Annotated in this window: 19 protein-coding genes and 1 pseudogene; 11 read left to right on the forward strand and 9 right to left on the reverse strand. The window is 74.3% G+C overall.

All coding sequences use genetic code 11. From position 1 onward, the window contains the following. The first annotated feature begins 34 nt into the window (after window positions 1-34). Both OG689_RS37325 and OG689_RS37330 read left to right on the forward strand, forming a co-directional pair. The gene (locus OG689_RS37325) at window positions 35-1,015 is read left to right on the forward strand and encodes a hypothetical protein (RefSeq protein ID WP_266327719.1); all 981 of its coding nucleotides are present in this window, start codon (window positions 35-37) and stop codon (window positions 1,013-1,015) included. Window positions 1,016-1,353: 338 nt separating this feature from the next. Beyond that, entirely contained in the window at window positions 1,354-2,736 is a 1,383-nt protein-coding gene (locus OG689_RS37330; RefSeq protein ID WP_266325867.1) for a condensation domain-containing protein, read from the forward strand. A gap of 142 nt (window positions 2,737-2,878) precedes the next feature. Here the strand turns inward: OG689_RS37330 and OG689_RS37335 are convergent, their stop codons facing one another. Further along, entirely contained in the window at window positions 2,879-3,637 is a 759-nt protein-coding gene (locus OG689_RS37335) for a TetR/AcrR family transcriptional regulator (RefSeq protein WP_266325869.1), read from the reverse strand. 157 nt (window positions 3,638-3,794) lie between these two features. Between OG689_RS37335 and OG689_RS37340 the strand changes: the two genes are divergently transcribed. Continuing rightward, window positions 3,795-5,318: an FAD-dependent monooxygenase gene (locus OG689_RS37340; protein WP_266325871.1), complete on the forward strand. Its 1,524-nt coding sequence runs from the start codon at window positions 3,795-3,797 to the stop codon at window positions 5,316-5,318. A 128-nt stretch (window positions 5,319-5,446) separates the two neighbouring features. On the opposite strand, the gene OG689_RS37345 is transcribed toward OG689_RS37340, so the two are convergent. Then, the gene (locus OG689_RS37345; protein ID WP_266325873.1) at window positions 5,447-6,739 is read right to left on the reverse strand and encodes a glycerophosphodiester phosphodiesterase; all 1,293 of its coding nucleotides are present in this window, start codon (window positions 6,737-6,739) and stop codon (window positions 5,447-5,449) included. A gap of 226 nt (window positions 6,740-6,965) precedes the next feature. Between OG689_RS37345 and OG689_RS37350 the strand changes: the two genes are divergently transcribed. Next, window positions 6,966-7,265, forward strand: coding sequence for a hypothetical protein (locus OG689_RS37350; protein WP_266325875.1), 300 nt, complete (start codon window positions 6,966-6,968; stop codon window positions 7,263-7,265). A 24-nt stretch (window positions 7,266-7,289) separates the two neighbouring features. On the opposite strand, the gene OG689_RS37355 is transcribed toward OG689_RS37350, so the two are convergent. Continuing rightward, window positions 7,290-7,835 carry an alpha/beta hydrolase gene (locus OG689_RS37355; RefSeq protein ID WP_266325877.1) on the reverse strand — a complete coding sequence of 182 codons (546 nt, stop codon included), beginning with the start codon at window positions 7,833-7,835 and terminating at the stop codon, window positions 7,290-7,292. Between the two features lie 217 nt (window positions 7,836-8,052). Here OG689_RS37355 and OG689_RS37360 point away from each other — a divergent pair, with 217 nt between their 5' ends. From OG689_RS37360 to OG689_RS37370, 3 genes and pseudogenes are all read left to right on the forward strand, one after another. Beyond that, window positions 8,053-8,619 (forward strand): DJ-1/PfpI family protein, encoded by a 567-nt coding sequence (locus OG689_RS37360; protein WP_266325879.1) that lies wholly within the window; start codon window positions 8,053-8,055, stop codon window positions 8,617-8,619. A gap of 183 nt (window positions 8,620-8,802) precedes the next feature. After that, complete coding sequence (locus OG689_RS37365; RefSeq protein ID WP_266325881.1) at window positions 8,803-9,336, forward strand: gamma carbonic anhydrase family protein; 534 nt, start codon at window positions 8,803-8,805, stop codon at window positions 9,334-9,336. Window positions 9,337-9,659: 323 nt separating this feature from the next. Next, window positions 9,660-10,220, forward strand: a pseudogene (locus tag OG689_RS37370) (DUF4157 domain-containing protein); the annotation flags it as partial. 1,575 nt (window positions 10,221-11,795) lie between these two features. Here the strand turns inward: OG689_RS37370 and OG689_RS37375 are convergent. Next, window positions 11,796-13,022, reverse strand: a complete 1,227-nt coding sequence (locus OG689_RS37375) for an MFS transporter (protein ID WP_266325883.1) — start codon at window positions 13,020-13,022, stop codon at window positions 11,796-11,798. A 431-nt stretch (window positions 13,023-13,453) separates the two neighbouring features. Here OG689_RS37375 and OG689_RS37380 point away from each other — a divergent pair, with 431 nt between their 5' ends. The 4 genes from OG689_RS37380 (at window position 13,454) to OG689_RS37395 (ending at window position 15,599) form a co-directional block, all read left to right on the forward strand. Next, window positions 13,454-13,687, forward strand: coding sequence for a DUF2277 domain-containing protein (locus tag OG689_RS37380; protein WP_073923665.1), 234 nt, complete (start codon window positions 13,454-13,456; stop codon window positions 13,685-13,687). A 49-nt stretch (window positions 13,688-13,736) separates the two neighbouring features. Continuing rightward, entirely contained in the window at window positions 13,737-13,979 is a 243-nt protein-coding gene (locus tag OG689_RS37385) for a DUF6296 family protein (protein WP_266325886.1), read from the forward strand. A gap of 181 nt (window positions 13,980-14,160) precedes the next feature. Then, window positions 14,161-14,445 (forward strand): DUF427 domain-containing protein, encoded by a 285-nt coding sequence (locus OG689_RS37390; RefSeq protein WP_266325888.1) that lies wholly within the window; start codon window positions 14,161-14,163, stop codon window positions 14,443-14,445. A 161-nt stretch (window positions 14,446-14,606) separates the two neighbouring features. Continuing rightward, window positions 14,607-15,599, forward strand: a complete 993-nt coding sequence (locus tag OG689_RS37395) for a hypothetical protein (RefSeq protein WP_266325890.1) — start codon at window positions 14,607-14,609, stop codon at window positions 15,597-15,599. A gap of 310 nt (window positions 15,600-15,909) precedes the next feature. Here the strand turns inward: OG689_RS37395 and OG689_RS37400 are convergent, their stop codons facing one another. The 5 genes from OG689_RS37400 to OG689_RS37420 form a co-directional block, all read right to left on the reverse strand. Then, window positions 15,910-16,197, reverse strand: a complete 288-nt coding sequence (locus tag OG689_RS37400; protein ID WP_266325892.1) for a hypothetical protein — start codon at window positions 16,195-16,197, stop codon at window positions 15,910-15,912. 250 nt (window positions 16,198-16,447) lie between these two features. Beyond that, the gene (locus OG689_RS37405; RefSeq protein WP_266325894.1) at window positions 16,448-16,600 is read right to left on the reverse strand and encodes a hypothetical protein; all 153 of its coding nucleotides are present in this window, start codon (window positions 16,598-16,600) and stop codon (window positions 16,448-16,450) included. A 123-nt stretch (window positions 16,601-16,723) separates the two neighbouring features. Continuing rightward, window positions 16,724-17,926 carry a cytochrome P450 gene (locus tag OG689_RS37410; protein WP_266325896.1) on the reverse strand — a complete coding sequence of 401 codons (1,203 nt, stop codon included), beginning with the start codon at window positions 17,924-17,926 and terminating at the stop codon, window positions 16,724-16,726. Between the two features lie 71 nt (window positions 17,927-17,997). Next, the gene (locus OG689_RS37415) at window positions 17,998-18,207 is read right to left on the reverse strand and encodes a ferredoxin (protein WP_266325898.1); all 210 of its coding nucleotides are present in this window, start codon (window positions 18,205-18,207) and stop codon (window positions 17,998-18,000) included. 780 nt (window positions 18,208-18,987) lie between these two features. Continuing rightward, a complete protein-coding gene (locus OG689_RS37420; protein WP_266327721.1) occupies window positions 18,988-19,821 on the reverse strand; it encodes a DeoR/GlpR family DNA-binding transcription regulator in 834 nt (277 codons plus the stop codon). Window positions 19,822-20,944: the final 1,123 nt, after the last annotated feature.

A 20,944-nucleotide genomic window follows, 5' to 3' on the forward strand; every position in this document is an offset into this window, starting at 1 on the left:
CTGCGCGCCGGTGCTGGCGGCCGCCGTCGTCGCCCTGGGCGCGACGGCGCCGCCGGCCCTCGCCGCGGACGGCGTGCGCCAGTTCACCATCTCCGACCCGCGGATCACCGAGTCCAGCGGCCTGGCGGCCAGCACGGCCCACCCGGGCGTCTACTGGACGCACAACGACAGCGACGACGGCCCGTACGTCTACGGAGTCGACTCCACCGGCCGCACCGTCGCCACGATCACCCTGCGCGGGGTGAAGCCGCGGGACGTCGAGGCGATCTCGCTCGGCCCGGACGGCCGGCTCTACGTCGCCGACATCGGCGACAACCTGAACGGCACCTGGCCCGAGGTGTGGATCTACGCCTTCGCCGAGCCGAAGGACCTGCGGGACCAGACCGTCGACGCCGTCCGCTACCGCGTCCACTACGAGGACGGCCCGCGCAACGCCGAGGCGCTGATGGTCCACCCGGTCACCGGGCGGGTGTACATCGCCAGCAAGCGCGAGCAGGGCGGCAACCTCTACCAGGGGCCCGAGACGCTCTCGGCGACGGCGGTCAACACCTTCCGCAAGGTGGCGGAGGTCCCGTGGGTCACCGACGGCGCCTTCTCCCCGGACGGCACCCGGCTGGTGCTGCGCGGCTACTTCTGGGCCGACCTCTACCGCTGGCAGGAGGGCACGCCCGAGAAGCTCGGTCCGGTCGACCTGCCGTTCCAGCGACAGGGTGAGTCGGTCACCTTCACCGCCGACGGCCGCACGGTGCTGTTCGGCAGCGAGGGCAAGGACAGCCCGGTCGCCCCGGTGCCGCTGAAGGACGCCCAACTCCCGGACAGCGTCCGACCGACCGGCACCCCGTCCGCCGCCCCGGCCCCCTCCGGCAGCGCAACTCCCGGCGCCACCGGGAGTGCTGAGGCCTCGGGCGGCACAGGTGGGGACGACAAGGTCTCCGGCCGCGGTCTGCTCGTCCTGGCGCTGGTCGTCGGCGGCGTGGTGCTCGCGGGCTCACGGAAGAAGCGCCGCGGCGACTGAGCTTGCCCGCAAAGCCTCCTGACGGACCGTCGGGAGCCGCGGCCCCGTCCGGCGCCGAGGGTCGACGTGCGGCGAACCGTACGTCACACTCGTGCGAGGCCGACGGCGGTACGGCGCGGTACGGCACCGCCCCGGCCCCGGCGCACCGCGGGCACCTCCGCGTCCCGCCCGCTCCGCCGCCGGCTCCGCGATCCGGAGCGCCGGGGGCACCGCGGGCCCCGTACCGGGCGGCCGGACCGGCCCCCGCAAGCAGGCCCGGCACCGAGCCCGCCGCTACGGCCGTCCGCACGCCAGCACCTCAAGTACCCGACCGGACCAGCGAATCGGAGACGTCCACCGTGAGCTCGACTCGACAGCTGGAGATCGGCCTCCCGTCCGGCCGCTCCGGCACCGGCCCGGCCACCTGGGGCCAGCAGGCGATCTGGGACACCGTACGGGGCCTCGGGCCCGCCGACGCACCCAGGTACAACGTCGCCCTGGCCGCCCCGGTGGACCCGGGCGTACCCCTGGCCCCCGTGCTCGACGCCCTCGGGCAGCTGCTCGAACTGCACGACTCCCTGCACACCCGGCTCAGCCAGGACGACGACGGGCGGCTGCGCCAGACCGTCGACGGGGCCGGCCGTCTCACGGTCCAGGTCCGGGAGTGCGCCGACGGCCAGGAGGTCGCCGCCGCCGGCCGGCAGCAGCTCGCCGAGCTGGCCGGGCAGCCCTTCGACGTCGCCCGGGAGTGGCCGGTCCGGGTCGGGCTGGTCGAATCCGGCGGCCTGGTCCGCCACCTGTCCTTCGTGCTGTCCCACACCGCGGCCGACGCCTGGGGCCTGCGCCGCCTGGCGACCGACCTCACCGCGATCGTGCTGGGCGACACCCCGCAGGCGCTCGGCGAACGGTTCCCGGCCCTCCAGCCGCTCGACGAGGCCGCCTTCCAGAGGGGCGACCGGGGCCGCCGCCGCGACGCCAACGCCCGGCAGCACTGGCAGCGCAAGCTGGCCCTCGGCCCCGATCGGCTCTTCCCGCCACCCGCGCCCCCGCCACCGGGCACACCCGCGACGCTCTTCCCCAACGCGGTGCTCAACTCCCCGGCGCTGGCCAGAGCCGTGCCGATGGTCGCGGCCGAGCACCGGGTGAGCCCCTCCTCCGTCCTGCTCGCGGCCGCCTCGGCGATGACGGCGCGACTCTCCGGGGCGCCGGACGCCCTGCTCCAGGTGGTGGTCAACAACCGCTTCCTGCCCGGCCTCGCGCACGCCGTGAGCACGGTGGCCGCCGAGGGCCTGTTCCGACTGCCGGACGCCGGCGGGGAGTTCACCGACGTGCTGCGCCGTACCCACGCCGCGTCGATCGCCACCTACCGCAGCGCCTACTACGACAAGCGGCTGCTGGACCAGGACATCGCCGACCTCGCGGAGCGGGACGGCGTGGTGGCCGACCGGTCGTGCTTCTTCAACGACACCCGCGACCTGATGCCGCCGGAGTCGGAGCCGGAGCAGGGCGCGTCGGGCGGACCGCTGGACCGGGAGAGGTCACGCACCACCCTGAGCTGGCCGGTGGAGTTCGCGCCGCGCGCCAACGTCAGCTACGCCCTGGACGCCGTCCGGGCGCAGGGCGCGCTGGAGCTCTCGATGACCGCCGACAGCGCCGTCCTCCCGCGCTCCGACATGGAGCGGTTCCTCTACGGCATGGAGGAGTTGGTGGTCGCGACGGCTCTCGCGCCCGGGGTCGGCTGACCTCCGCACCCGGGTCCTGCCGCCCGAGATGCCCGGGGGCCTGCGGCTGCTGCGCGCCCCGGGTGGGGAGGGGGCGTACGTACGGGGCCGGCAGGGGGATTCGGGGCGCTTTCGCCGGCAGGTGGTGCGGGGGCGGGGTCGGTCATCCGGCCCGGGGGTGGTGGCCGGGGCCTGCGGCCGGGCGGGTGGCGGCGATGCCGGCGAGGACGAGGTCGATGCCGGTGAGGAACTGCTCCCGGTCGTCGTGCTCGCGCATCTGCTCGGCGATGTCGTGGATGAACGGGTACTCCTCGGGGTCCAGGGCCTGCCAGGCCCGGGAGGCGGAGCCGAGGAACTCGGCACGGTCCGGCTCGGCCCCGGAGCCGGTGCCTCGGCCGGCGTCGCCGGGGTCCTGGGCGTTCTGGGCGGTGGCGCCGAGGATGTAGTGGACCAGCGTCGAGGTCGCGGCGAACCAGTCACGTCTTGGTAGGCCCAGCGTGCGCACGTGTCGGCCGATGCTCTCGAAGACCCGCGGTGTCACCGCCCCCCAGGGGCTGCGGGTGAGCTGCACGGCGAGCTGGGTCGCGAGCCACGGGTGCGCGCAGACCGCGTCGTACAGGGCCAGTGCGACACCACGGATCTCCTCCGCGGCTGCCCGGGCGGCCCTGGGGGCTTCGGCGGGGTCGGGGCGTGCGGCCAGGGCGCCGACGACGACGCTCTCGGTCGCAGCGGTCAGCAGCTCACCCATGTTGCCGACATGGTGGTAGATCGCTCCGGCCCCGGTGGAGAGGCGCTCGGTCACCGCCCGGACGGTCAGGGCGTCCTGCCCGGCCGAGTCCAGCAGCTCGACGGCTGCTTCGACGATGCGCTCGCGGGAGAGCACCTGCCTGCGTCTTTGCGACTGCTGTGTCTGCATGCCCATAGCTCCATCATGCCAGGGTTGGAGTGATGCTCCATATTGGAGTACCGTTCCAATATTGGAGCGATGCTCCATGAAGGTTGTCGGCCCGCCGCTCGCGGCCCCGGCCCCCTGGAGAACCCCGCACGATGCGCGGGGTTCCAGCTCGAGGAGGTTCCAGATGTACGACGTGATGATCGTGGGGGCCGGCCCGGTGGGCCTGTTCCTCGCCGCCGAACTCGCGCTGGCCGACTGCTCGGTGGTGGTGCTGGAGCAGGACCCGGAGCCCGCCACCGCCTGGAAGCGGCTCCCGCTGGGCCTACGGGGCCTCAACGCCGGTTCGGTCGAGGCGTTCCACCGCCGCGGGACGCTGCCCGAGCTGCTGGACGCCTCGGGCGTCGACGCGGCCCGTGTCGGCGCGGATCCGCAGGGATCGACGGCCCCGCGCGACGTGAGCCATTTCGCGGGCCTGCCCGTCGACGCGAGCCGCATCGACCCCGGCGCCCACTCCTTGAGGCTCCCCGGCCCGGCCATGGAGGGCATCATGACCAGCCTCGACGCGGTCGGAAGCGTCCTGGAGCGGCGCGCGGCCCGGCTCGGCGCCCGGATCGTCCGCGGTGCCCGGCTGGACGCCCTGACCCAGGACGGGGGCGGCGTCGCCGTACGGGCGGGCGGCCACGAGTACCGGGCGCGCCGGCTCGTGGGATGCGACGGCGGACGCAGCACGGTGCGCCGGCTGGCCGGCTTCGCCTTCGTCGGCACCGAACCGCTGTTCACCGGCTACGTCGCCCGCGTGGACTTCGCGGACCCCGAGCAGCTGGGCATGGGGTTCCGGCACACGCCCACCGGCATGTACCTGCGCACGCCCTTCGAGGGGCACCTGGGCATGATGGACTTCGACGGCGGGGCCTTCGACCGCTCGCAGCCACTGACCCGCGAACACCTGCAGTCGGTGCTGCGCCGCGTCAGCGGCACCGACGCGACCTTGAACGAGGTCCACCTCGCCTCCAGCTTCACCGACCGCGCCATGCAGGCCACGAGCTACCGCCAGGGCCGCGTCCTGCTCGCCGGCGACGCCGCCCACATCCACTCCCCGCTCGGCGGCCAGGGCCTGAATCTCGGGCTCGGCGACGCGATGAACCTCGGCTGGAAACTGGCCGCCACCGTTCACGGCACCGCGCCCGAGGGCCTGCTCGACACCTATACCGCCGAACGCCACCCCGTCGGCGCGGCCGTCCTCGACTGGTCCCGCGCGCAGGTGGCCACGATGCAGCCCGGCCCGAACACCCCCGCCCTGCGCAAGCTGCTCACCGGCCTCCTCGACACCCGCGACGGGGCCACCCACGTCTTCCGCAACACCTCGGGACTGGCCCACCGCTACGACCTGGGCAGCGACCTGCCCCTGGTCGGCTGCACCGGCCCGGACTTCCACCTCGCCGACGGCACCCGCCTGGCCGACCTGCTGCACCAAGGACACGGCGTCGTCCTCGACTTCACCACCGACCGCCGCCTGAAGGACGCGGCCACGGCCTGGAAGGACCGCATCCACCACGCCGCCGGGCCGGCCGCCGACGACCTCGGGTACAGCGCCGTACTCGTGCGCCCCGACGGAGTCGTCGCCTGGGCCCAGGACCGTGGCTCGGACGGCGGTCCCGAGACGTTCCGGCACGCCGCCGGCCGCTGGTTCGGCAGTCCGACCGCCTGACCTCAGCCCCGCGACAGCACCACACCCCCGCGCGACCGGAGTCCACAGGCCCTCATGGCCTGTGGACACCTGACCCGGGCGGGCCGTCGTCGAACGACCGCCCGCCCGGGCCCGCTCCGGAGCGGGGCTCAGTGCACGCCGTGCGAGGCCCAGAAGTCGGCCCGGGCGAGCACCGCGGTGTCGCTCTGGTCGGTGAAGAACCCGTCCACGCCCAGCTCGTACAGGTACTTGGACCAGCTGAGGGCGTCCCCGTACGCGGCCGGGTCGGTGCCGCGCCGGTGGTCCACGGGCAGGAAGCCGTTCTCGTTGCGCACGGTGTAGGGGTGCAGCACCAGGCCGGCCCGGTGGGCGTCGGGCACCAGCGTGGTCGGCGGCTGCAGCTTGCCGGTGGCGTCCACCGGTGCGATCAGCTGCGTGGTCGGGCCGATGCCGTGCGCGAAGGAGGCGATCCACTGCAGACCGGTCGGGGTGACCAGGTCCGCGACCTTGCGGGTGTCCCCGGCGAGCACGAAGTCGTACGGCCGGGAGGCGGCGTCGCCCAGCAGCTGGACCCGCGGGTTCTCGACCAGTGCGGCCAGCCGCTGCAGGCTGCTCGGCTCGAAGGACTGCAGGATCGCCCGGCCGCGCCGGCCGGCCAGCCCGGCGCGGCGCAGCTCGGTGGCGAGCCGCTCCTCCAGCGGGAGCCCGATCGAGCGGAAGTAGCTGGGGTGCTTGGTCTCGACGTACAGCCAGACGTCCCGGCCGAGGGTGCGCGAGCGCTTCTCGGCGAAGTCGACCACCTCGCGGAAGGTCGGGATCGGCCACCGGCCGTCGTACAGCGTGTTGCGCTGGCGCTGCTGCGGCAGCCGCTCCTTGGCCCGCAGGGTGCGCAGCTCGGCGAGGGTGAAGTCCTCGGTGAACCAGCCGGTCAGGCTCTGGCCGTCGATGGTCTTCGTGGTCCGGCGGGCCGCGAACTCCGGATGGTCCGCGACGTCGGTGGTCTCGGCGATGTTGTTCTCGTGCCGGACGACGAGCTGGCCGTCCTTGGTGGGCACCAGGTCCTGCTCGATCACGTCGGCCCCGAGCTGCAGGGCGAGCTCGTAGGACCCGAGGGTGTGCTCGGGGCGGTAGCCGCTGGCCCCGCGGTGGCCGATCACCAGCGGGTGCGGGAGCCGGTCGAGGCCGGTACCGGTGCGGACCGGCGGGGTGGTGCCGGCGGCGCGCCCGCCCTCACCGCCGGAGGAGTCGGCGGACGGGTCGGCGGGTGCCGCGGCGGCCTCGCCGGCGCCGGCGGCGGCCACCGCGACGGTACCGAGCCCGACCGCGCCGGCCGCGCGCAGGAACCCGCGGCGCGAGGCGCCGGCCGGGGTGGCGCCGCCCCTCGCCGTCCCGCCGGTCTCGTCGTCGTGACTGCCGGTGCCAGTGATCGGGCGGTCCGTCATGGATGCTCCCTGTCCGCGCTGTTGTCGGTGTCGCCCGCAGACTAGAAGGGCCGGGCGCTCGCCGGGTGGCCGCCCGACGAACGGCGGGAGAAAATCGGCCGCCGCCGCGCGCACCGGTCCTTCGCCCGCCATCGATCCGGGCGCGGGGCCCGACGGCCCGGTGGGTGACTGATGTTGAGTACCCGTACTCAGGCGCCGGGCCGCCGGGCCGGGCAGGATGACGGGCATGGCGCACAGCATGCTCGCTCTCCTCGCCGGCGCCGGGCCGGCCACCGGCTACCTCGCCGGCTACCTGCTGCTGACCGCCGGTGCCGGCCGCGAGCCGGCGCGCGGGAGTGCCCGGCCCGGGGCCGGGTTGCGCGGGACGCTGGTGCTCTGGACGATGCCGGGGTTCCTGGTGGCGACGGTGCTGTGGCCGCTTCCGGACCGGACGGCGGGGGCGCAGTTCTTCGCGGCCTCGGCCGCCGGGGCGGCCGCCAACGCCTTGGTGGCCGGTCTCGCGGGGTACGCCTTCGGGCCGTCCTGAGACCGCTCTCGGGGTGCCGCTCCGTCAGGCGGTCAGCGCGTCGAGCAGGGCCCGGCCCTCGGGCCAGGAACCGAGCCCCGAGCCGGCGTTGACGTGCCCGACCGGCCCGAGGTCGACGTACCGGGCGCCCCAGCTGTCCGCGAACAGGCGCGAGCGCTCCGGGGCGCACCAGGGGTCGTCGCTGCCGGCGACCACGATGCTCGGGAAGGGCAGCGGCTGGAGCTCGACCGGCAGGAACCCCTTGATCTCGGGGACTTCCGCGCGGTCGACGTCGGGCGGTGCCACCAGCAGGGCCCCCAGCACCCCGGCGCGTCCGGCGGCCGGGGTGCGGGCGGCCCAGCGGGCGACGGTGGTGCAGCCCAGGCTGTGGGCGACCAGTACCACCGGGCCAGGCCGGCCGGTCACGGCGCGCTGCAGGGTGTCGGTCCAGGCGTCCGGGTCCGGATGGTCCCAGTCCTCCTGCTCCACCCGGCGGAAGGCGGAGTCCTCGCGCTCCCAGATGCTCTGCCAGTGCCCGGGGCCGGAGTTCTGGTACCCGGGCAGGACGAGGTAGGCGGGCTGCGGTGCCATCGGGGTGATCCCTCCTGGGAGCGGTGTATGCCGCGGGATTCTACGGGGCGCGCGCCCGACGCCCCCGGCGCGTCCGCGGGTCCGCGTGCTTCGAGTGATCCGGTGCGCCCTGTTGCGCGCCGGTCCCGGTAGGGAAGGTTGATCTCCGTCACGGCCGGCGACGTCACCGGCCGCGCACCGGCACGTCCGACGGTCGATCATGGAGGTTTGCTCAGCGATGGCATCGAAGATCCTGCTTGTCACCGGTGACGCGGCGGAGTCGCTGGAGGTGTTCTACCCCTACCAGCGCCTGCAGGAGGAGGGGTACCAGGTCGACATCGCGGCGCCCGCCCGGAAGCGGCTGCAGTTCGTCGTCCACGACTTCGTGGACGACTTCGACACCTACACCGAGAAGCCCGGCTACACCTGGCCGGCCGACCTGGCCTTCGACGAGGTGGACCCGGCCGACTACGTCGCCCTGGTCATCCCGGGCGGCCGCGCCCCGGAGTACCTGCGCAACAATCCCGAACTGCAGCGGATCGTCAAGCATTTCTTCGACACCGACAAGCCCGTCGCGCAGATCTGCCACGGCCCGCTGATCACGGCCGCCGCCGGTGTGCTGAACGGCCGGCGCAGCGCGGCGTACCCGGCGCTCCAGCCGGACGTCACGGCGGCCGGCGGCGAGTTCGTGGACGGCGAGGCCGTGGTGGACGGCGTGGTCGTCTCGGCCCGTGCCTGGCCCGACCACCCGGCCTGGATCCGGGCGTTCGTCGAGGTGCTCCGTGTGAAGGCCCCGGTGGCCTGACCTTGACGGCGGGGCCCCGGCGCCTGACAGCCCGGGCCCCGCTCCCGAGCTCACCTCCCGGCCTCCTCCCTGTCGCTCGTCCCGCTCCCGTGCCCGGGCAGCCCGCCGCCGGGTGACCTGCCGTCGGCCGCCGCAGCCACCGGTGCGATCATGGCCCCACCGGTCGGAGCAGGAGGACGAGACATGGCAGAGCCGCTGATCGCCGCGGTCGCGGGGCTGGTGCCCCAGCTGGATCCCTCGGTGTTCGTCGCGCCCAACGCGGTGGTGGTCGGCTCGGTGGCCGTCGCCGCCGACGTCAGCATCTGGTACGGCGCGGTGCTGCGCGGCGACGCGGGCCCGATCTCGGTCGGAGCCGGCACCAACATCCAGGACAACTGCACCCTGCACGCCGACCCCGGCTTCCCGCTGCGGCTGGGCGAGCGGATCTCGGTGGGGCACAACGCGGTGCTGCACGGCTGCACGGTGGAGGACGACGTCCTGGTCGGCATGGGGGCGACGGTGCTGAACGGCGCCCGGATCGGGGCCGGTTCGCTGGTGGCCGCCGGCGCGGTCGTACCGCAGGGCATGGTGGTGCCGCCCGGTTCGCTGGTCGCGGGCGTGCCTGCCAAGGTGCGGCGGGAGGTCGGCGAGGAGGAACTGGCCGGTATCAAGGCCAACGGTGCGGGGTACCGGCTGCTGGCCGAGGCCCACCGGGGGATCGAACCGCTCCAGGGTTGACCCGCCACACCGGGGCCTGCCACGCCTGGGCCCCGCCATGTCCGGGGCCCCGCCATGTCCGGGGGCCTGCCATGCCCGGGGCCCGACACTGCAGAAACGGCCACTCCAGACATGGCCACTGCGGGACCTGCCGCGTCAGGATCCGCCACGCCGGCTCCCGGGCGGGGTCCGGCCGACCTGGCGCCGCCTCCCGCGCCCCGGCCCGCGGACCGGGAAGGGACTGCCGACCCTGCCCTGAAGACTGCCCCGACGGCCCTGTCACGGGCCCGGTCCCGCATGCCACGCTGCTCCTCCCGTGCTCGATTCAAGGACCGGAGAGGCACATGCGTGCAGAGGACAGGCCAGCCCCGGACCGGTCGGCCCGGCAGCCCGCCGGGTCCCGTCAGCCGGCGGCCACCCGGCAGGGTCCGCAGGCGCCGGGGTCCGCCGCCGCGATCCTGGCCCTGCAGCGGGCGGCCGGGAACGGGGCCGTCGTCCAGTTGCTCGCGCAGGCGCGGCACACCCACGACGCGGGGTGCGGACATCAGGCGCCCGTGCAGCGCTCCGCCGTTCCCGAGGTGCTGCGTTCAGCCGGGACACCGCTCGCCGGACCGGTGCGCGAGGAGATGGAGGCCCGGCTCGGGGCCGATTTCTCGGACGTCCGCCTGCACACCGGTGTTGCCGCCCAGCGCTCCGCCGCCGAGATCGGCGCCCGCGCGTTCACCTCCGGGAGCCATGTCGTCATCGGCGACGGCGGCTCCGACCGGCACACCCTGGCCCATGAACTCACCCATGTCGTCCAGCAGCGCTCCGGCCCGGTGTCGGGCACCGACAACGGCTCGGGGCTGAGCGTCAGCGACCCGTCCGACAGCTTCGAACGCGCCGCGGAGGCCAATGCCACCCGGGCGCTCGCCGGCCCGGTACCGACCGGCGGGCCCCCAGCGTCGGCTTCGGCTTCGGCGCCGGCGGCGTCGCGGGGCCCGTCCGTCTCGGCGCCGGTCCAGCGGCAGCTGACCGTCGCCAACGTCGACCTGACGGCGACGGCCAGGACGGACCGGAGCGTGGTCCACCGGGTCTTCACGGAGGTGTGCAACGCGCCGCTCGACGCGGAGACGCTGACCAGGGTCAACGCCAACAACCAGGCCATCCTCAAGCAGCTCGACAAGTGGATCCTCGACGACGCGGGCAACCTGAACACCACGCCCAAGGCCAATCCCTCGCAACCGCACGCGGTCTTCGGGACGAAGCGCCAGGACCGCACCTACACCAACTACGCCGAGCTGGCCCGTGCCCTGCTCGGCTGGGTCGAGGCCAAACCCGAGCGGCACCGCGAGCGTTTGGCCGCGGAGGCGGTCCAGAACAACCCGCAGATCTCCATCTACCTGGACAGCCTGCTGACGAAGGTCCGCCTCAAGCTCAACGTGATGACGGAATCCGGCCAGCTGGGGCGGAGCGACCCCGACCTGCCCACGAAGATCGCCGAGGAACTGCGCACCGGGATCAGCAGCGTCACCGGCGGGCACCTGGGGCACTACCAGAAGTACTTCTCCGACCTGGAGAAGACCAACAGCAGGATGGCCAGGAGCGCGATCAACTACAACGTGCTCGAGCTTCTCAAGGACCCGCAGGCGTACAGCTTCCGCGACAAGATCATCGCCCTGCACGACCTGATGGAGTACTTCGGCGGTCAGCGGGCCTGGATCGACGACCGCGCCGGTATGAACCAGCTGCCCGAGCCCGGGCAGGGCACCAACCGCAGTACCACCTCGGTGGACTTCCGGGGAGCGCGCGCCGGCTCGACCGAGGACCGCGGTCAGGCCCCCAGACTGCCCTCCACCCGGGACGAGAACGAGGCCAGCACCAAGTTCGCCCGCAAGAACAAGATCCCCGTCTGGGCCGGCGCCTCGATGACCACCGTCCGGATGGAGAACCTGGCGCAGTGGGCGGGCGGAAGCGTGCGGGAGAAGGAGGCACTGGGCTGGGGGATCTTCTCCTTCTGGCGGCTCGACTACGACCACACCTTCAAGCTCGCCTATCACACGCTCCATGAAGTCATGGACATGGTCCACAACTTCGGGGTGGACTACGCCCCGCTGGACCGCGAACGCGGCCTGGGTACCTTCACCTTGGAGAACATGGTGAAGGACGTCACCGAAACCTGGGTGAACATCCGGGAGCGTGTCGCGACGTATCGGACCGAGCGAGACACGTATCGCGACACCATGCAGGCGAACCCCAACTACGCGGGGAACATGGCGGTGCTGAACGCGTCGATCGAGCTCGTCGAGAACGCCCTCCGCACGACCGAGGCCGAATGGCAGCAGGCCGTGCGGGAGAGCCCCGAGCGGCAGCGCCAGGCGTTGCGGGCCAACATCCCCGAGCTCAACGCCGCCCTGTCGGCCATGGAACGGATGGCGCAGCTGACGCCGTAGGACGTGCCGACGAGCCGGCCGGCGGCGCGAGGCTCCGGTGCAGGGCCGTCAGTGGGCCACCGCCACCGCCACGGCCGCGGAGGCGGTGGCCGCCGTCCCGTCGGCCGCCCCGGGCCCGGCGGGGTCGACGGGACGGCGCCGGTCGGCGGCCCAGGCGAGCACGGCGATCAGCGCGCCGATCCCGGCCAGACCGGCGCCCACCAGCGGCGGCGCCGTCCAGCCCAGTCCGGCGTCGATCGCCAGCCCGCCGAAGAACGCCCCCTGCGCGTTGGCCAGGTTGAACGCCCCCTGGACGGTGGCCGAGGCGAGGGTCGGGGCGTTGCGCGCCTTCTGCAGCACCAGGGTCTGCACCCCGGGCACGATGGCGAAGCCGAACAGGCCGACCAGGACGACGGTCAGGGCCGCCGACCATTCGGACCGGGCCGTCACCGAGAAGGCGGCCAGGGTCAGCGCCAGCAGCACGAAGGACGCGCAGATGCCCGGTCGCAGCGCCCGGTCGGCCGCGTAGCCGCCGACGATGTTGCCGACGGTCATGCCGACGCCGAACAGGGCCAGCACCCCGGTCACCGAACCGGTGCCGAACCCGGAGACCTCGGTGAGCAGCGGGGTGATGTAGCTGTAGCAGGCGAAGAAGCCGCCGCAGCCGAACACGACGGTGCCCAGCGCCAGCCAGAGCTGCCCGCTGCGGAACGCCGTCAGTTCGTGGCGCAGCCCGGCCCGCTCGGGGGCGGGCAGCTGCGGCACCAGCCGGGCGATGGCCAGGGTGCCGGCCGCGCCGATGGCGACCACCACCAGCATGGTGGCCCGCCAGCCCAACTGCTGGCCGAGCAGGGTGGCGGCCGGCACGCCGACCACGTTGGCGATGGTCAGCCCGGAGAACATCACAGCCACCGCCCGGGCCCGCAGGTGCGGGGCGGCCAGTTCGGCGGCCGCCACCGCGCCGGCCCCGAAGAACGCGCCGTGCGGCAGGCCGGTGACCAGCCGGGCCGCGGCGAGCAGCCAGAAGTTCGGGGCGATCGCGCAGAGCAGGTTGCCCACGGTGAACAGGGCCGCCAGGCCCACCAGGACGGCCTTGCGGGGCATCCGTGCCGCCGCCGCGGTCAGCAGCGGCGCGCCGATCACCACGCCGATCGCGTAGGCGGAGATCAGCCAGCCGGCCTGCGGAATGGAGACCTGGAGGTCGTCCGCGACCTGGGGGAGCAGCCCCATGGCGGCGAACTCGGTGGTGCCGATGGCGAAGGCGGTGATCGCCAGCGCGACGAGCGCCAGTGGCATGACGGTCTCCCGGGTGACGCCCGGTCACGGGCTGTTGGGCTCCGGCAGCACTGACGAAGCTGGTCTGGTGCAGGTCTGCCCGGCCCGGGTGTGCGGGCGGGTGGGCGGGAGTGGAACAGGGGCGGAAGGGACGGCTGCGGGCCTGGGGCCGCGGTGCTGCGCCGGGCCCGGCAGGCCGTGCGGAGCAGGGGTTTGTTCGTTCAGAATCTTAATACGGCCGCGAGCGCGCTCCGGACACCTCCGGGTCGTCGACGGGCCCGGTGGAGGCCCGGCGACGATCCCCCGGCGGGCCGCCAACGGTGCGCCCGGCCCGGACGCCCCGAACTGCCGTACCCGCCGCTGCGACAGTAGTCCGAACGGCCGAGCCCGGTCCGCGGGGGGATCCGGCCGGGGCGCTGGCCGCCGGGCCTTCCACGCGCGAGACTGGGGACATGTGTCGCAGTATCAAGACGTTGAGGCCACCTGTCACGCCCGAGGTCCACGACGAGGACATCGTCGCCGCCGCCCTGCAGTACGTTCGCAAGGTGTCGGGCTTCCGGGCACCCGCCGCCCACAACCGTGAGGCCTTCGACCGTGCCGTGGAGGCGGTGGCCGAGGCCACCGCCCGCCTGCTCGGGGAACTGGAGGTGCGCGGATCGGCCGGCCGCGTGGAACAGTCGGCCTAGGTCCTGTCCGGCTCGGTCGGATCCGGTCGGGTGCACGAGGAGGTTGTTCATGAGCGACGAGAAGCGGTACGCGCTGACGTTCCCCGGTACGCCTGGCACCCAGGCCCCCCAGGATGTGGTGATCGTGTCCTGGACCAGCGCCACCGGCCCCGGCGGCCACCCCGTCTACGAGGACGCGTCGGGCATCGTGCGGGCCGAGATCAGCGACTCCGGGGAGGTCCGGATGCTCGCCTCGGGCGGCCACCAGTCCCCGCACCTCCCCGTGCACGCCGAGCCGCTGCCCCAGTCCTGACCCCGTCCGTACGCCCGCAGTCCCGAACCCACCCGTACGTCCCCCGGGCCGGCAGCGTCGCCGGCCCGGGGGACGTACGGCCCGTCCGGGGCGGTCGGCCCGGACGGGCCACCGGCGCCGCGGGCGGCGGCCCCGTCGGCGTTCCGCCACGCGCAAGGCCGCCCTCGGGCAGAATCGGCGCATGACAACTGCGCGCTGGCAGGGCACGATCATTGCCGAGAGTGACGAGACCACGGTCGTCGAGGGCAACCACTACTTCCCGCTCGCGTCCGTCCGGGTGGAGCACCTGCGGCCCTCCGACACCACCACGGTCTGCCCGTGGAAGGGCACGGCCGGCTACTGGACCGTCCACGTGGACGGCGCCAGCAACCCGGACGCGGCCTGGTTCTACCCGGACCCGACGCCGGCGGCGGCCCACGTCCGGGACCGGGTGGCGTTCTGGCGCGGGGTGGAGATCAGCGACTGAGAGCGCGACCTCGGCCCGGCCGGGGTGCCTCCTACGCCGTCCCGCCCGTTCACCCCGTCGGCCTCCCCGCGGCGCCTCCTCGCCGGGCCGGAAGGGTGGCCACGCCCATTGGTCGCCCCGGCCCAGGCGTGCCCGCGCACCGGTTCGGGTAGGCGCAGGGCATGGCACTTTTCTGGAAGCCCAAGCGGTCCGGCGAGCCGGACGGCCGTACGGCCGACACCGGCGAACCGACGCCCGGCCGGCTGGCCGAGGACCTGGCCGAGCTGGTCGAGGGGATGGAACGGCGCCCGGCGGAGGCCGCCCCGGACGGATCCGCCGCACCGGCAGGGCTGCCCGAGGCCGCCGGGCCCGCCGGGGAGGGCCCGGCCCCCGGGGGCGTGGTCGGGGCGGCGCTGGTCCAGGAGCGCGGCCGGCAGCGTGCCGCCCGGCTGGTCGGCGCCGTCGCCAAACAGCTCGGCCGGGGTGGCCGGGTGGCGGCGAAGGGCGCGGGATTCGGCGGTCGCGCCCTCGCCGACCGCCTGCTGGTGGCCGCGCCGCGCATCCCCGTCCGGAACCTGGCCACGCTGCGCACGCACCACCCGGACGTCGCCGACCCGGAACAGCTGGCCGACCTGCTGACCTCCGGGGCCTGCAAGGCCTCCGCCGCCCTCGGCGCGGGCGTCGGCGCCGCCGCGATGCTGCCGGTGCCGCCCGCCATGGCGGTGGAGATCGCCGCCGAGACGCTCGCCGTGGCCGCCGTGGAGATCAAGCTGATCGCCGAACTGCACGAGGTCTACGGCGTACCGGCCCCCGGCAACGGCTCGCAGCGGGCCACCGCCTACGTCACCGCCTGGGCGAACCGGCGGGGCATCGACTCCTCACTCCTGGTGAAACCCGCCGGGCTGGCCGCGATGGCGGTCGGCAGCGAGGTCCGGGGGCGGCTGCGCCAGCGGCTCACCCGCAGTTCGCTGCGCCGGCTGCCCTCGCTGGCCCCGCTGCTGATCGGGGCCGGCATCGGGGCACACATCAATCGCCGCGACACCGGCAAGCTGGCCCGGCAGGTCCGGGCCGACCTGCGTGGCCGCCGGCCGCTCGACGCCGGCTACTGGGCGGCCGCGGCCCCCGCCCCGGGCCCCGCCGGCGGCCGGCCGGTGGCCCGGAAGAAGCGCGGCTGACCGCTACCGGGACGCCGGTCGCACCTGGACCCCGAACTCATCGGGACGCCGGTCGCACCTGGACCCCGAACTCATCGGGACGCCGGTCGCACCGGGACCCCGAACGGAAAGGGCCGGACCCGGAACGGAATGGGCCGGACCCGGAACGGAAAGGGCCGGACCCGCCGTCCGGCACCGCGCCGGACCCCCTCCGGCCCGGTCATTTCGGCCGGGTCGCGCCCGGCCGCGGGCAGCAGAAGCCGGCCGCCCGGCAGCTGCTGCCCGCGGCCGGCCGGCTCCCGTACCGGCCGGGTCGCTGTCGCTGCCTCTCCTACTGCTCCTGGGCCTGCGGGGCGTGCGCGCCGTGGCCCGCCTTGCACGCGACCACCATCGCCTGGTGGATGGCGCGGGCGGTGGTCTCGTCGCCCGCCGGAACGGGGCTGCCGACCACCGTGTACCAGTCCAGCGCGCCGGTGTACTGCACCGTCAGCCGGGCTTCGCCGTCCACCCAAGTGGTGTGCAGGGTGAGGTCGCCGGAGATCGGGCCGACCTCGGCCGTCTCCACGCCGCCGGGGCCGCTGATGATGCTCTGCGTGGTCCAGGTCGCCCAGGTGTTCATCGAACCTCACCGCCCCGGCCGGCCGATCCGCCCGGCACCGTCCGTCCGTCCGGCACCGCCTGCCCGCCCGGTACCGTCTGCCCGCACACCTCGCACCGCGTGACCCGCTCGCGCGGGAACTCCCGGCCCTTCGTCCCGGTCCGGCGCACGCCACCACCGCACCGCGTCCGCCGACCGGTGCCGTTCGCGGGCCGCCCGGAACCCGTCGTCCGTCCGCCGCCGGCACGCGGCGGCGGCCCCGCCACGGCGCTCAGGACCGCCCCTCCAGCTCCTCGTAGGTGTCGCCCTCGGCCTGCGACGTCTCCTGCGCGTGCATGTTCTGCATCGAGGTGATGCCCTCCTCCGGGTCCGCCGCGCGGACGTCCTCGTCCTGGTCGCTGCTCGCCTGTGACCGTGCGCTCATGTCCGACATCGCGAACTCCCTCGCCTCGGCCGGCCGAGGCCGGCCGTCGCTGCGGGCGGTCGCCGGGCCGGGTCTGTGCCTCTCCCCAGGGTGCCTCCGGCCCGGCATCCGGGCCAACCGGGTTCACCAGGCCACCGGCAGCGAGTCCACGCCGTACACCACCGAGTGACCGCGGAACACCAGCTGCTCCTCCGGCACCGTGATCCGCAGCCCCGGGAGCCGGCGCAGCAGGGTCTCCAGCGCGATCTGCAGTTCGGCCCGGGCCAGCGGCTGGCCGAGGCACTGGTGGACGCCGAAGCCGAAGGCCAGGTGCCGGCGTGCGTCGCGGGACACCTCCAGCTCGTCGGCGGCGCCGAACAGCTCCTCGTCCCGGTTGGCGGTGGAGAGCATCGCGAGCACACCCTGGCCGGCCCGGACCAGCGTGCCGCCGAGGTCCACATCCTCGACGGCCACCCTCGCCAGCCCGGACTGGACGATGGTCAGGTAGCGCAGCAGCTCCTCCACCGCGCCCCGGACCAGCCCCGGATCGGCCCGCAGCCGGGCGGCCTGCTCCGGCCGGCGCAGCAGCGCGACGGTGGACAGCGCGGTCATGTTGGCGGTGGTCTCGTGCCCCGCGACGAGCAGCAGCAGCCCGGTGGAGGCGATCTCGGCGGGGCTGACGTCCTCGCGGGCGGCCAGCCGGCTCAGCATGTCGTCGGCGGGTTCCCGCTTCTTGCGGGCGGCCAGCTCGGTCAGGTAGTCGATCAGCCGGCGCTGGGCCGCCTCGACCTCCGACTGGGTGGCACGGTTGTCGAGCAGCGTCCTGCTCTGCGCCTGGAACAGCTCGTGGTCCTCGTACGGCACTCCCAGCAGCAGGCAGATCACGAGGGAGGGGACGGGCAGCGCGAAGTCGGTGACCAGGTCGGCAGTCGCGCCCGCGGCGGTCATCCGGTCGAGGGTCTCGTCGACGATCCGCTGGATTCCGGGGCGCATCGCGTCCACCCGGTGCACCAGGAAGTCCTTGGTGACCATGCGGCGCAGCCGGGCGTGCTCGGGGTCGTCCATCCGGATGAAACTCGGGTTGGTCACCGCCAGCGCCCGGCGGCCGGGGGTGAGGAAGGGGAAGCCGGGGTGCCGGGCGTCGGCGCTGAAGCGCGGGTCGGACAGGACGGTGCGGACCTCGTGGTGGCCGGTCACCAGCCAGCAGAATGCGCCGTCGGGCAGCTCCGCCGGGGTCACCGTCCCCTGGCGGGCGGCCTGGTCGTAGGCGGGCGGCGGGTCGAAGGGGCAGCTGCCGTGGGCGGCGGGGAGGGCGAGGGCGGCGGGCGCGGTGGGTGTGGTCGTCACGATGAGTCCTTCCGTTGCCGGCCACGCGGCGCCGGGCACCCGGACCGGGCGGTCGGCGGGCGCGGCGGATGTCACGGTGCCCCGGCGGCTTCGCTCGCGGTGATGGCGCCGCCGGGGCAGAGCACGGCGGCCAGCCGGACGTCGGCGTGCAGGCCCGGCGCCGGGTGCTCCTGGCGGAGTGTCACCAGACCGTCCTCGTCACTCTGCTCGAACACCTCCGGCGCGGTCAGGACGCACTGGCCCGAGCTGCAGCAACGGTCCTGATCAAGGATCACCTGCATGCGGAACACCTCCGTGGGGCGGTGGCGGGCGGCGGGGGCCGTCCGTCACTGGCGTCCTGACAACGTAGCGGCGACTCTGTCGCACACGAATGGTGCGGCACCGGATGGGATGAGAATGGCCGATTAACGGGGGTGGGAGCGCGCGCCCCTGACGCGGGGCGGTCGGGGTGACGGCCGGGATCTCCCGCCGTGCTCGCCGGTCCCTGCCCGGCGTCCTGGCGGGTCCGTCCCGGAGGTCCGTTCGGGGCGCGGCGCGGGCGTCCCCTCCGGACCGTCGCGGGCTCGCCTCCGACCTGGTCGACCGGGCCGTTTCGTGGGGAGCGCCGAGATATCAGTGTGGTGCATTGAGTTTAAAAGTGTTCGAAAATGTTGTAGATTCGGGAGCGCGGTCAAGGTCGGACGCCGGTCCTGACCGCCCCGAACGTCCCCCACCGGTTGCCCTGACATCGCCGGTGGGGGACCCCCATCGACCCCGCGTACGCCGCGGGGATCGAGGCACCGTCCCGGCGGACCAGCTGTCCGGCCCCGCAGAGTCGCGCGGGCCGTGGTCCCTGCCGGCGGTGGGACCGCCGACGGCCGCTGAGGGTCGGCCCGACCGCGGACCCGGGGCCGCCGGCGCCGCGAGTCGGCAGGCGCCGGCGGCTTTCGCCTGTCCGGAGCCCGTCCGGAGTCGGTCCGGAGTCGGCCCGAGCCGGTCGGGAGTCGGTCCGAGCCGCTCCGCGCAGGTCGGGAGTCGACCCGAGCCGGTTGGGGGCGTGCCCGGTCGGGGCAGGCCGCGGCCTAACCGGGCAGCGCGTCCGTCCCCCCGGCGTCGGAGGCCTCCGCGACGACCAGCTCGCCGACCACCTCCGCCAGGGCCGAGCGGTCCTCCGCCGCCAGGCCGGCGTCGGTGACGAAGTAGTCCACCTCGTGCAGCCCGGCGAAGCTGCTCAGGCCGGTGACGCCCCACTTGGTGTGGTCGGCGACCACGGCGACCCGCCGGGCGCACCCGATCAGGGCCCGGTTGGTCTGCGCCTCGGCCAGGTTCGGGGTGGTCAGACCGGCCCGGGCGGAGGCGCCGTGCGTCCCCAGGATCAGCAGGTCCACGTGCAACGAAGCGATCACCATGTCCGCGAGCGGTCCGACCAGCACCTGCGAGGGGGTCGGTGCGCCACCGGTGAGCAGGACCGACGGCGAGGTCGGGCCCTTGACGCTCTCGGACTCCAGCAGCTGCGCGATCGGCAGGGAGTTGGTCACCACGGTCAGCCCCGGTACGGAGACCAGCTTGGCGGCCACCGCGTGCACCGTGGTGCCGCCGCCCAGCGCGACCACGCTGCCGGGTGTCACCAGCAGGGCCGCGGCCTCCGCGATGGCCCGCTTGGCAGACGTTTCCAGGCCGCTCTTGGCCGCGAACCCGACCTCGTCACCGGTGCGGCCGACGAGCCCGACGGCGCCGCCGTGCACCTTCTCCACGTCGCCGCTGCGCGCCAGCGCGTCCAGGTCGCGCCGGACGGTCATGTCCGAGACGCCCAGCTGCTCCACCAGCTCCGACACGCGGACAGCACCGTCGCGCCGGATCGCTTCCATGATCAGCGCGCGGCGCTGATGCGCGAGAAGTCCTTGATCAGCCACCAGATCCCCAGACCCGCCGTCGAGAGTGTCGTCCGTCGGCATGAATGTACTGCAGAGACAATCCGCAGTGTGCGGACGGTTCCGACGTCGGAGGCGGGCGACCGCGTCGAAGCACCGCGCGCCGACCTCCCGGGGGGCCGGCGCGAAGGGGGCGGCGGGGATTTCGGAGTCCATCGGTCAGCTCCATCTCTCGGCTTGGATCACCTGCGGCGGGCGGCTCCACGACGCCCGGCGGCCCCGGGGACGTGCCGCCGGATCCGACCGGCCGGTCCGTCCGGCGGGTCCTGGGCCCGGTCGCGACCGGGCCTGCGGGTGCTTCCATTCCGCCCTCCGCGCAGGTCGGCTCCGACACCGGTGAGGACACCGAACCGACACGGTTCCCGCAGAGCGTGCGGGCACCGTAGGTAGTACGGCCGGTAGGTAGGTCCGGGGAATGGGGGCGCGGGTGGCGGCGGCCGAGGTCCGAATCTGTTGCCCCGGGGCTCGCCGTTGCCCTCCTGTCGTTGGTTCCGGTCGGTCGTGATGGATTGCCGGGGCCCCTGCGAGACCGGTCCGACGGCTCGACGTAGGCGGTGCGCGGCTCTTGGGGTCCACTGGGCGACCCCGTGGACTATTGCCTTTCGTTGATAAATGTTGGAAAATGCTGACTATGGAAGAGGGTGTTCAACCCCTGCGCCGGGAGGCACCCTCGACCGCCCCGCCGGGCTGCCCTGGAACACCCGGCGGGGCATGATTCCTCACAAAACTGGCCACGTCCTGGCCGGGCCCGGCCAGGGGCCGGGACGAATCCACCGCACCCGCGGGAGTCGTGAGACTCCGTCACGCCGAGGGTTCCCCCCATGAGCTGCCGCACCTCGCACAACGGCGGCGGCTGGGATCCGAGCCGGGACGGCGGCAGTGAGCCGTTGAGGGGCGGCGATCCTGCCATCCACCGGGCTGCCGGTGCGCGCGCCCGCTACGCCCGCACCGGCAGCCGTTCTCTCCCCGGGGACGGGAGGCGGGCACGGCCCGACGGTCTGCTCCGAGGCCGCGGCGGCGCGCGAGCCGGCCGGTCCCGCCGCCCACCGGCGTTGCTCCGCCGAAGTCCGACGGCACCTGACGCAGGGACAGCAGGAACAAGAGGAAC

The sequence above is a fragment of the Kitasatospora sp. NBC_00240 genome (assembly GCF_026342405.1).
Lineage (GTDB): Bacteria > Actinomycetota > Actinomycetes > Streptomycetales > Streptomycetaceae > Kitasatospora.

Coding starts and splice junctions, on each gene's coding strand:
- OG689_RS37335 (WP_266325869.1), bottom strand. CDS start 3,637: ATGGGCATGCAGACACAGCAGTCGCAAAGACGCAGGCAGGTGCTCTCC.
- OG689_RS37340 (WP_266325871.1), top strand. CDS start 3,795: ATGTACGACGTGATGATCGTGGGGGCCGGCCCGGTGGGCCTGTTCCTC.
- OG689_RS37345 (WP_266325873.1), bottom strand. CDS start 6,739: ATGACGGACCGCCCGATCACTGGCACCGGCAGTCACGACGACGAGACC.
- OG689_RS37350 (WP_266325875.1), top strand. CDS start 6,966: ATGGCGCACAGCATGCTCGCTCTCCTCGCCGGCGCCGGGCCGGCCACC.
- OG689_RS37355 (WP_266325877.1), bottom strand. CDS start 7,835: ATGGCACCGCAGCCCGCCTACCTCGTCCTGCCCGGGTACCAGAACTCC.
- OG689_RS37360 (WP_266325879.1), top strand. CDS start 8,053: ATGGCATCGAAGATCCTGCTTGTCACCGGTGACGCGGCGGAGTCGCTG.
- OG689_RS37365 (WP_266325881.1), top strand. CDS start 8,803: ATGGCAGAGCCGCTGATCGCCGCGGTCGCGGGGCTGGTGCCCCAGCTG.
- OG689_RS37375 (WP_266325883.1), bottom strand. CDS start 13,022: ATGCCACTGGCGCTCGTCGCGCTGGCGATCACCGCCTTCGCCATCGGC.
- OG689_RS37380 (WP_073923665.1), top strand. CDS start 13,454: ATGTGTCGCAGTATCAAGACGTTGAGGCCACCTGTCACGCCCGAGGTC.
- OG689_RS37385 (WP_266325886.1), top strand. CDS start 13,737: ATGAGCGACGAGAAGCGGTACGCGCTGACGTTCCCCGGTACGCCTGGC.
- OG689_RS37390 (WP_266325888.1), top strand. CDS start 14,161: ATGACAACTGCGCGCTGGCAGGGCACGATCATTGCCGAGAGTGACGAG.
- OG689_RS37395 (WP_266325890.1), top strand. CDS start 14,607: ATGGCACTTTTCTGGAAGCCCAAGCGGTCCGGCGAGCCGGACGGCCGT.
- OG689_RS37400 (WP_266325892.1), bottom strand. CDS start 16,197: ATGAACACCTGGGCGACCTGGACCACGCAGAGCATCATCAGCGGCCCC.
- OG689_RS37405 (WP_266325894.1), bottom strand. CDS start 16,600: ATGAGCGCACGGTCACAGGCGAGCAGCGACCAGGACGAGGACGTCCGC.
- OG689_RS37415 (WP_266325898.1), bottom strand. CDS start 18,207: ATGCAGGTGATCCTTGATCAGGACCGTTGCTGCAGCTCGGGCCAGTGC.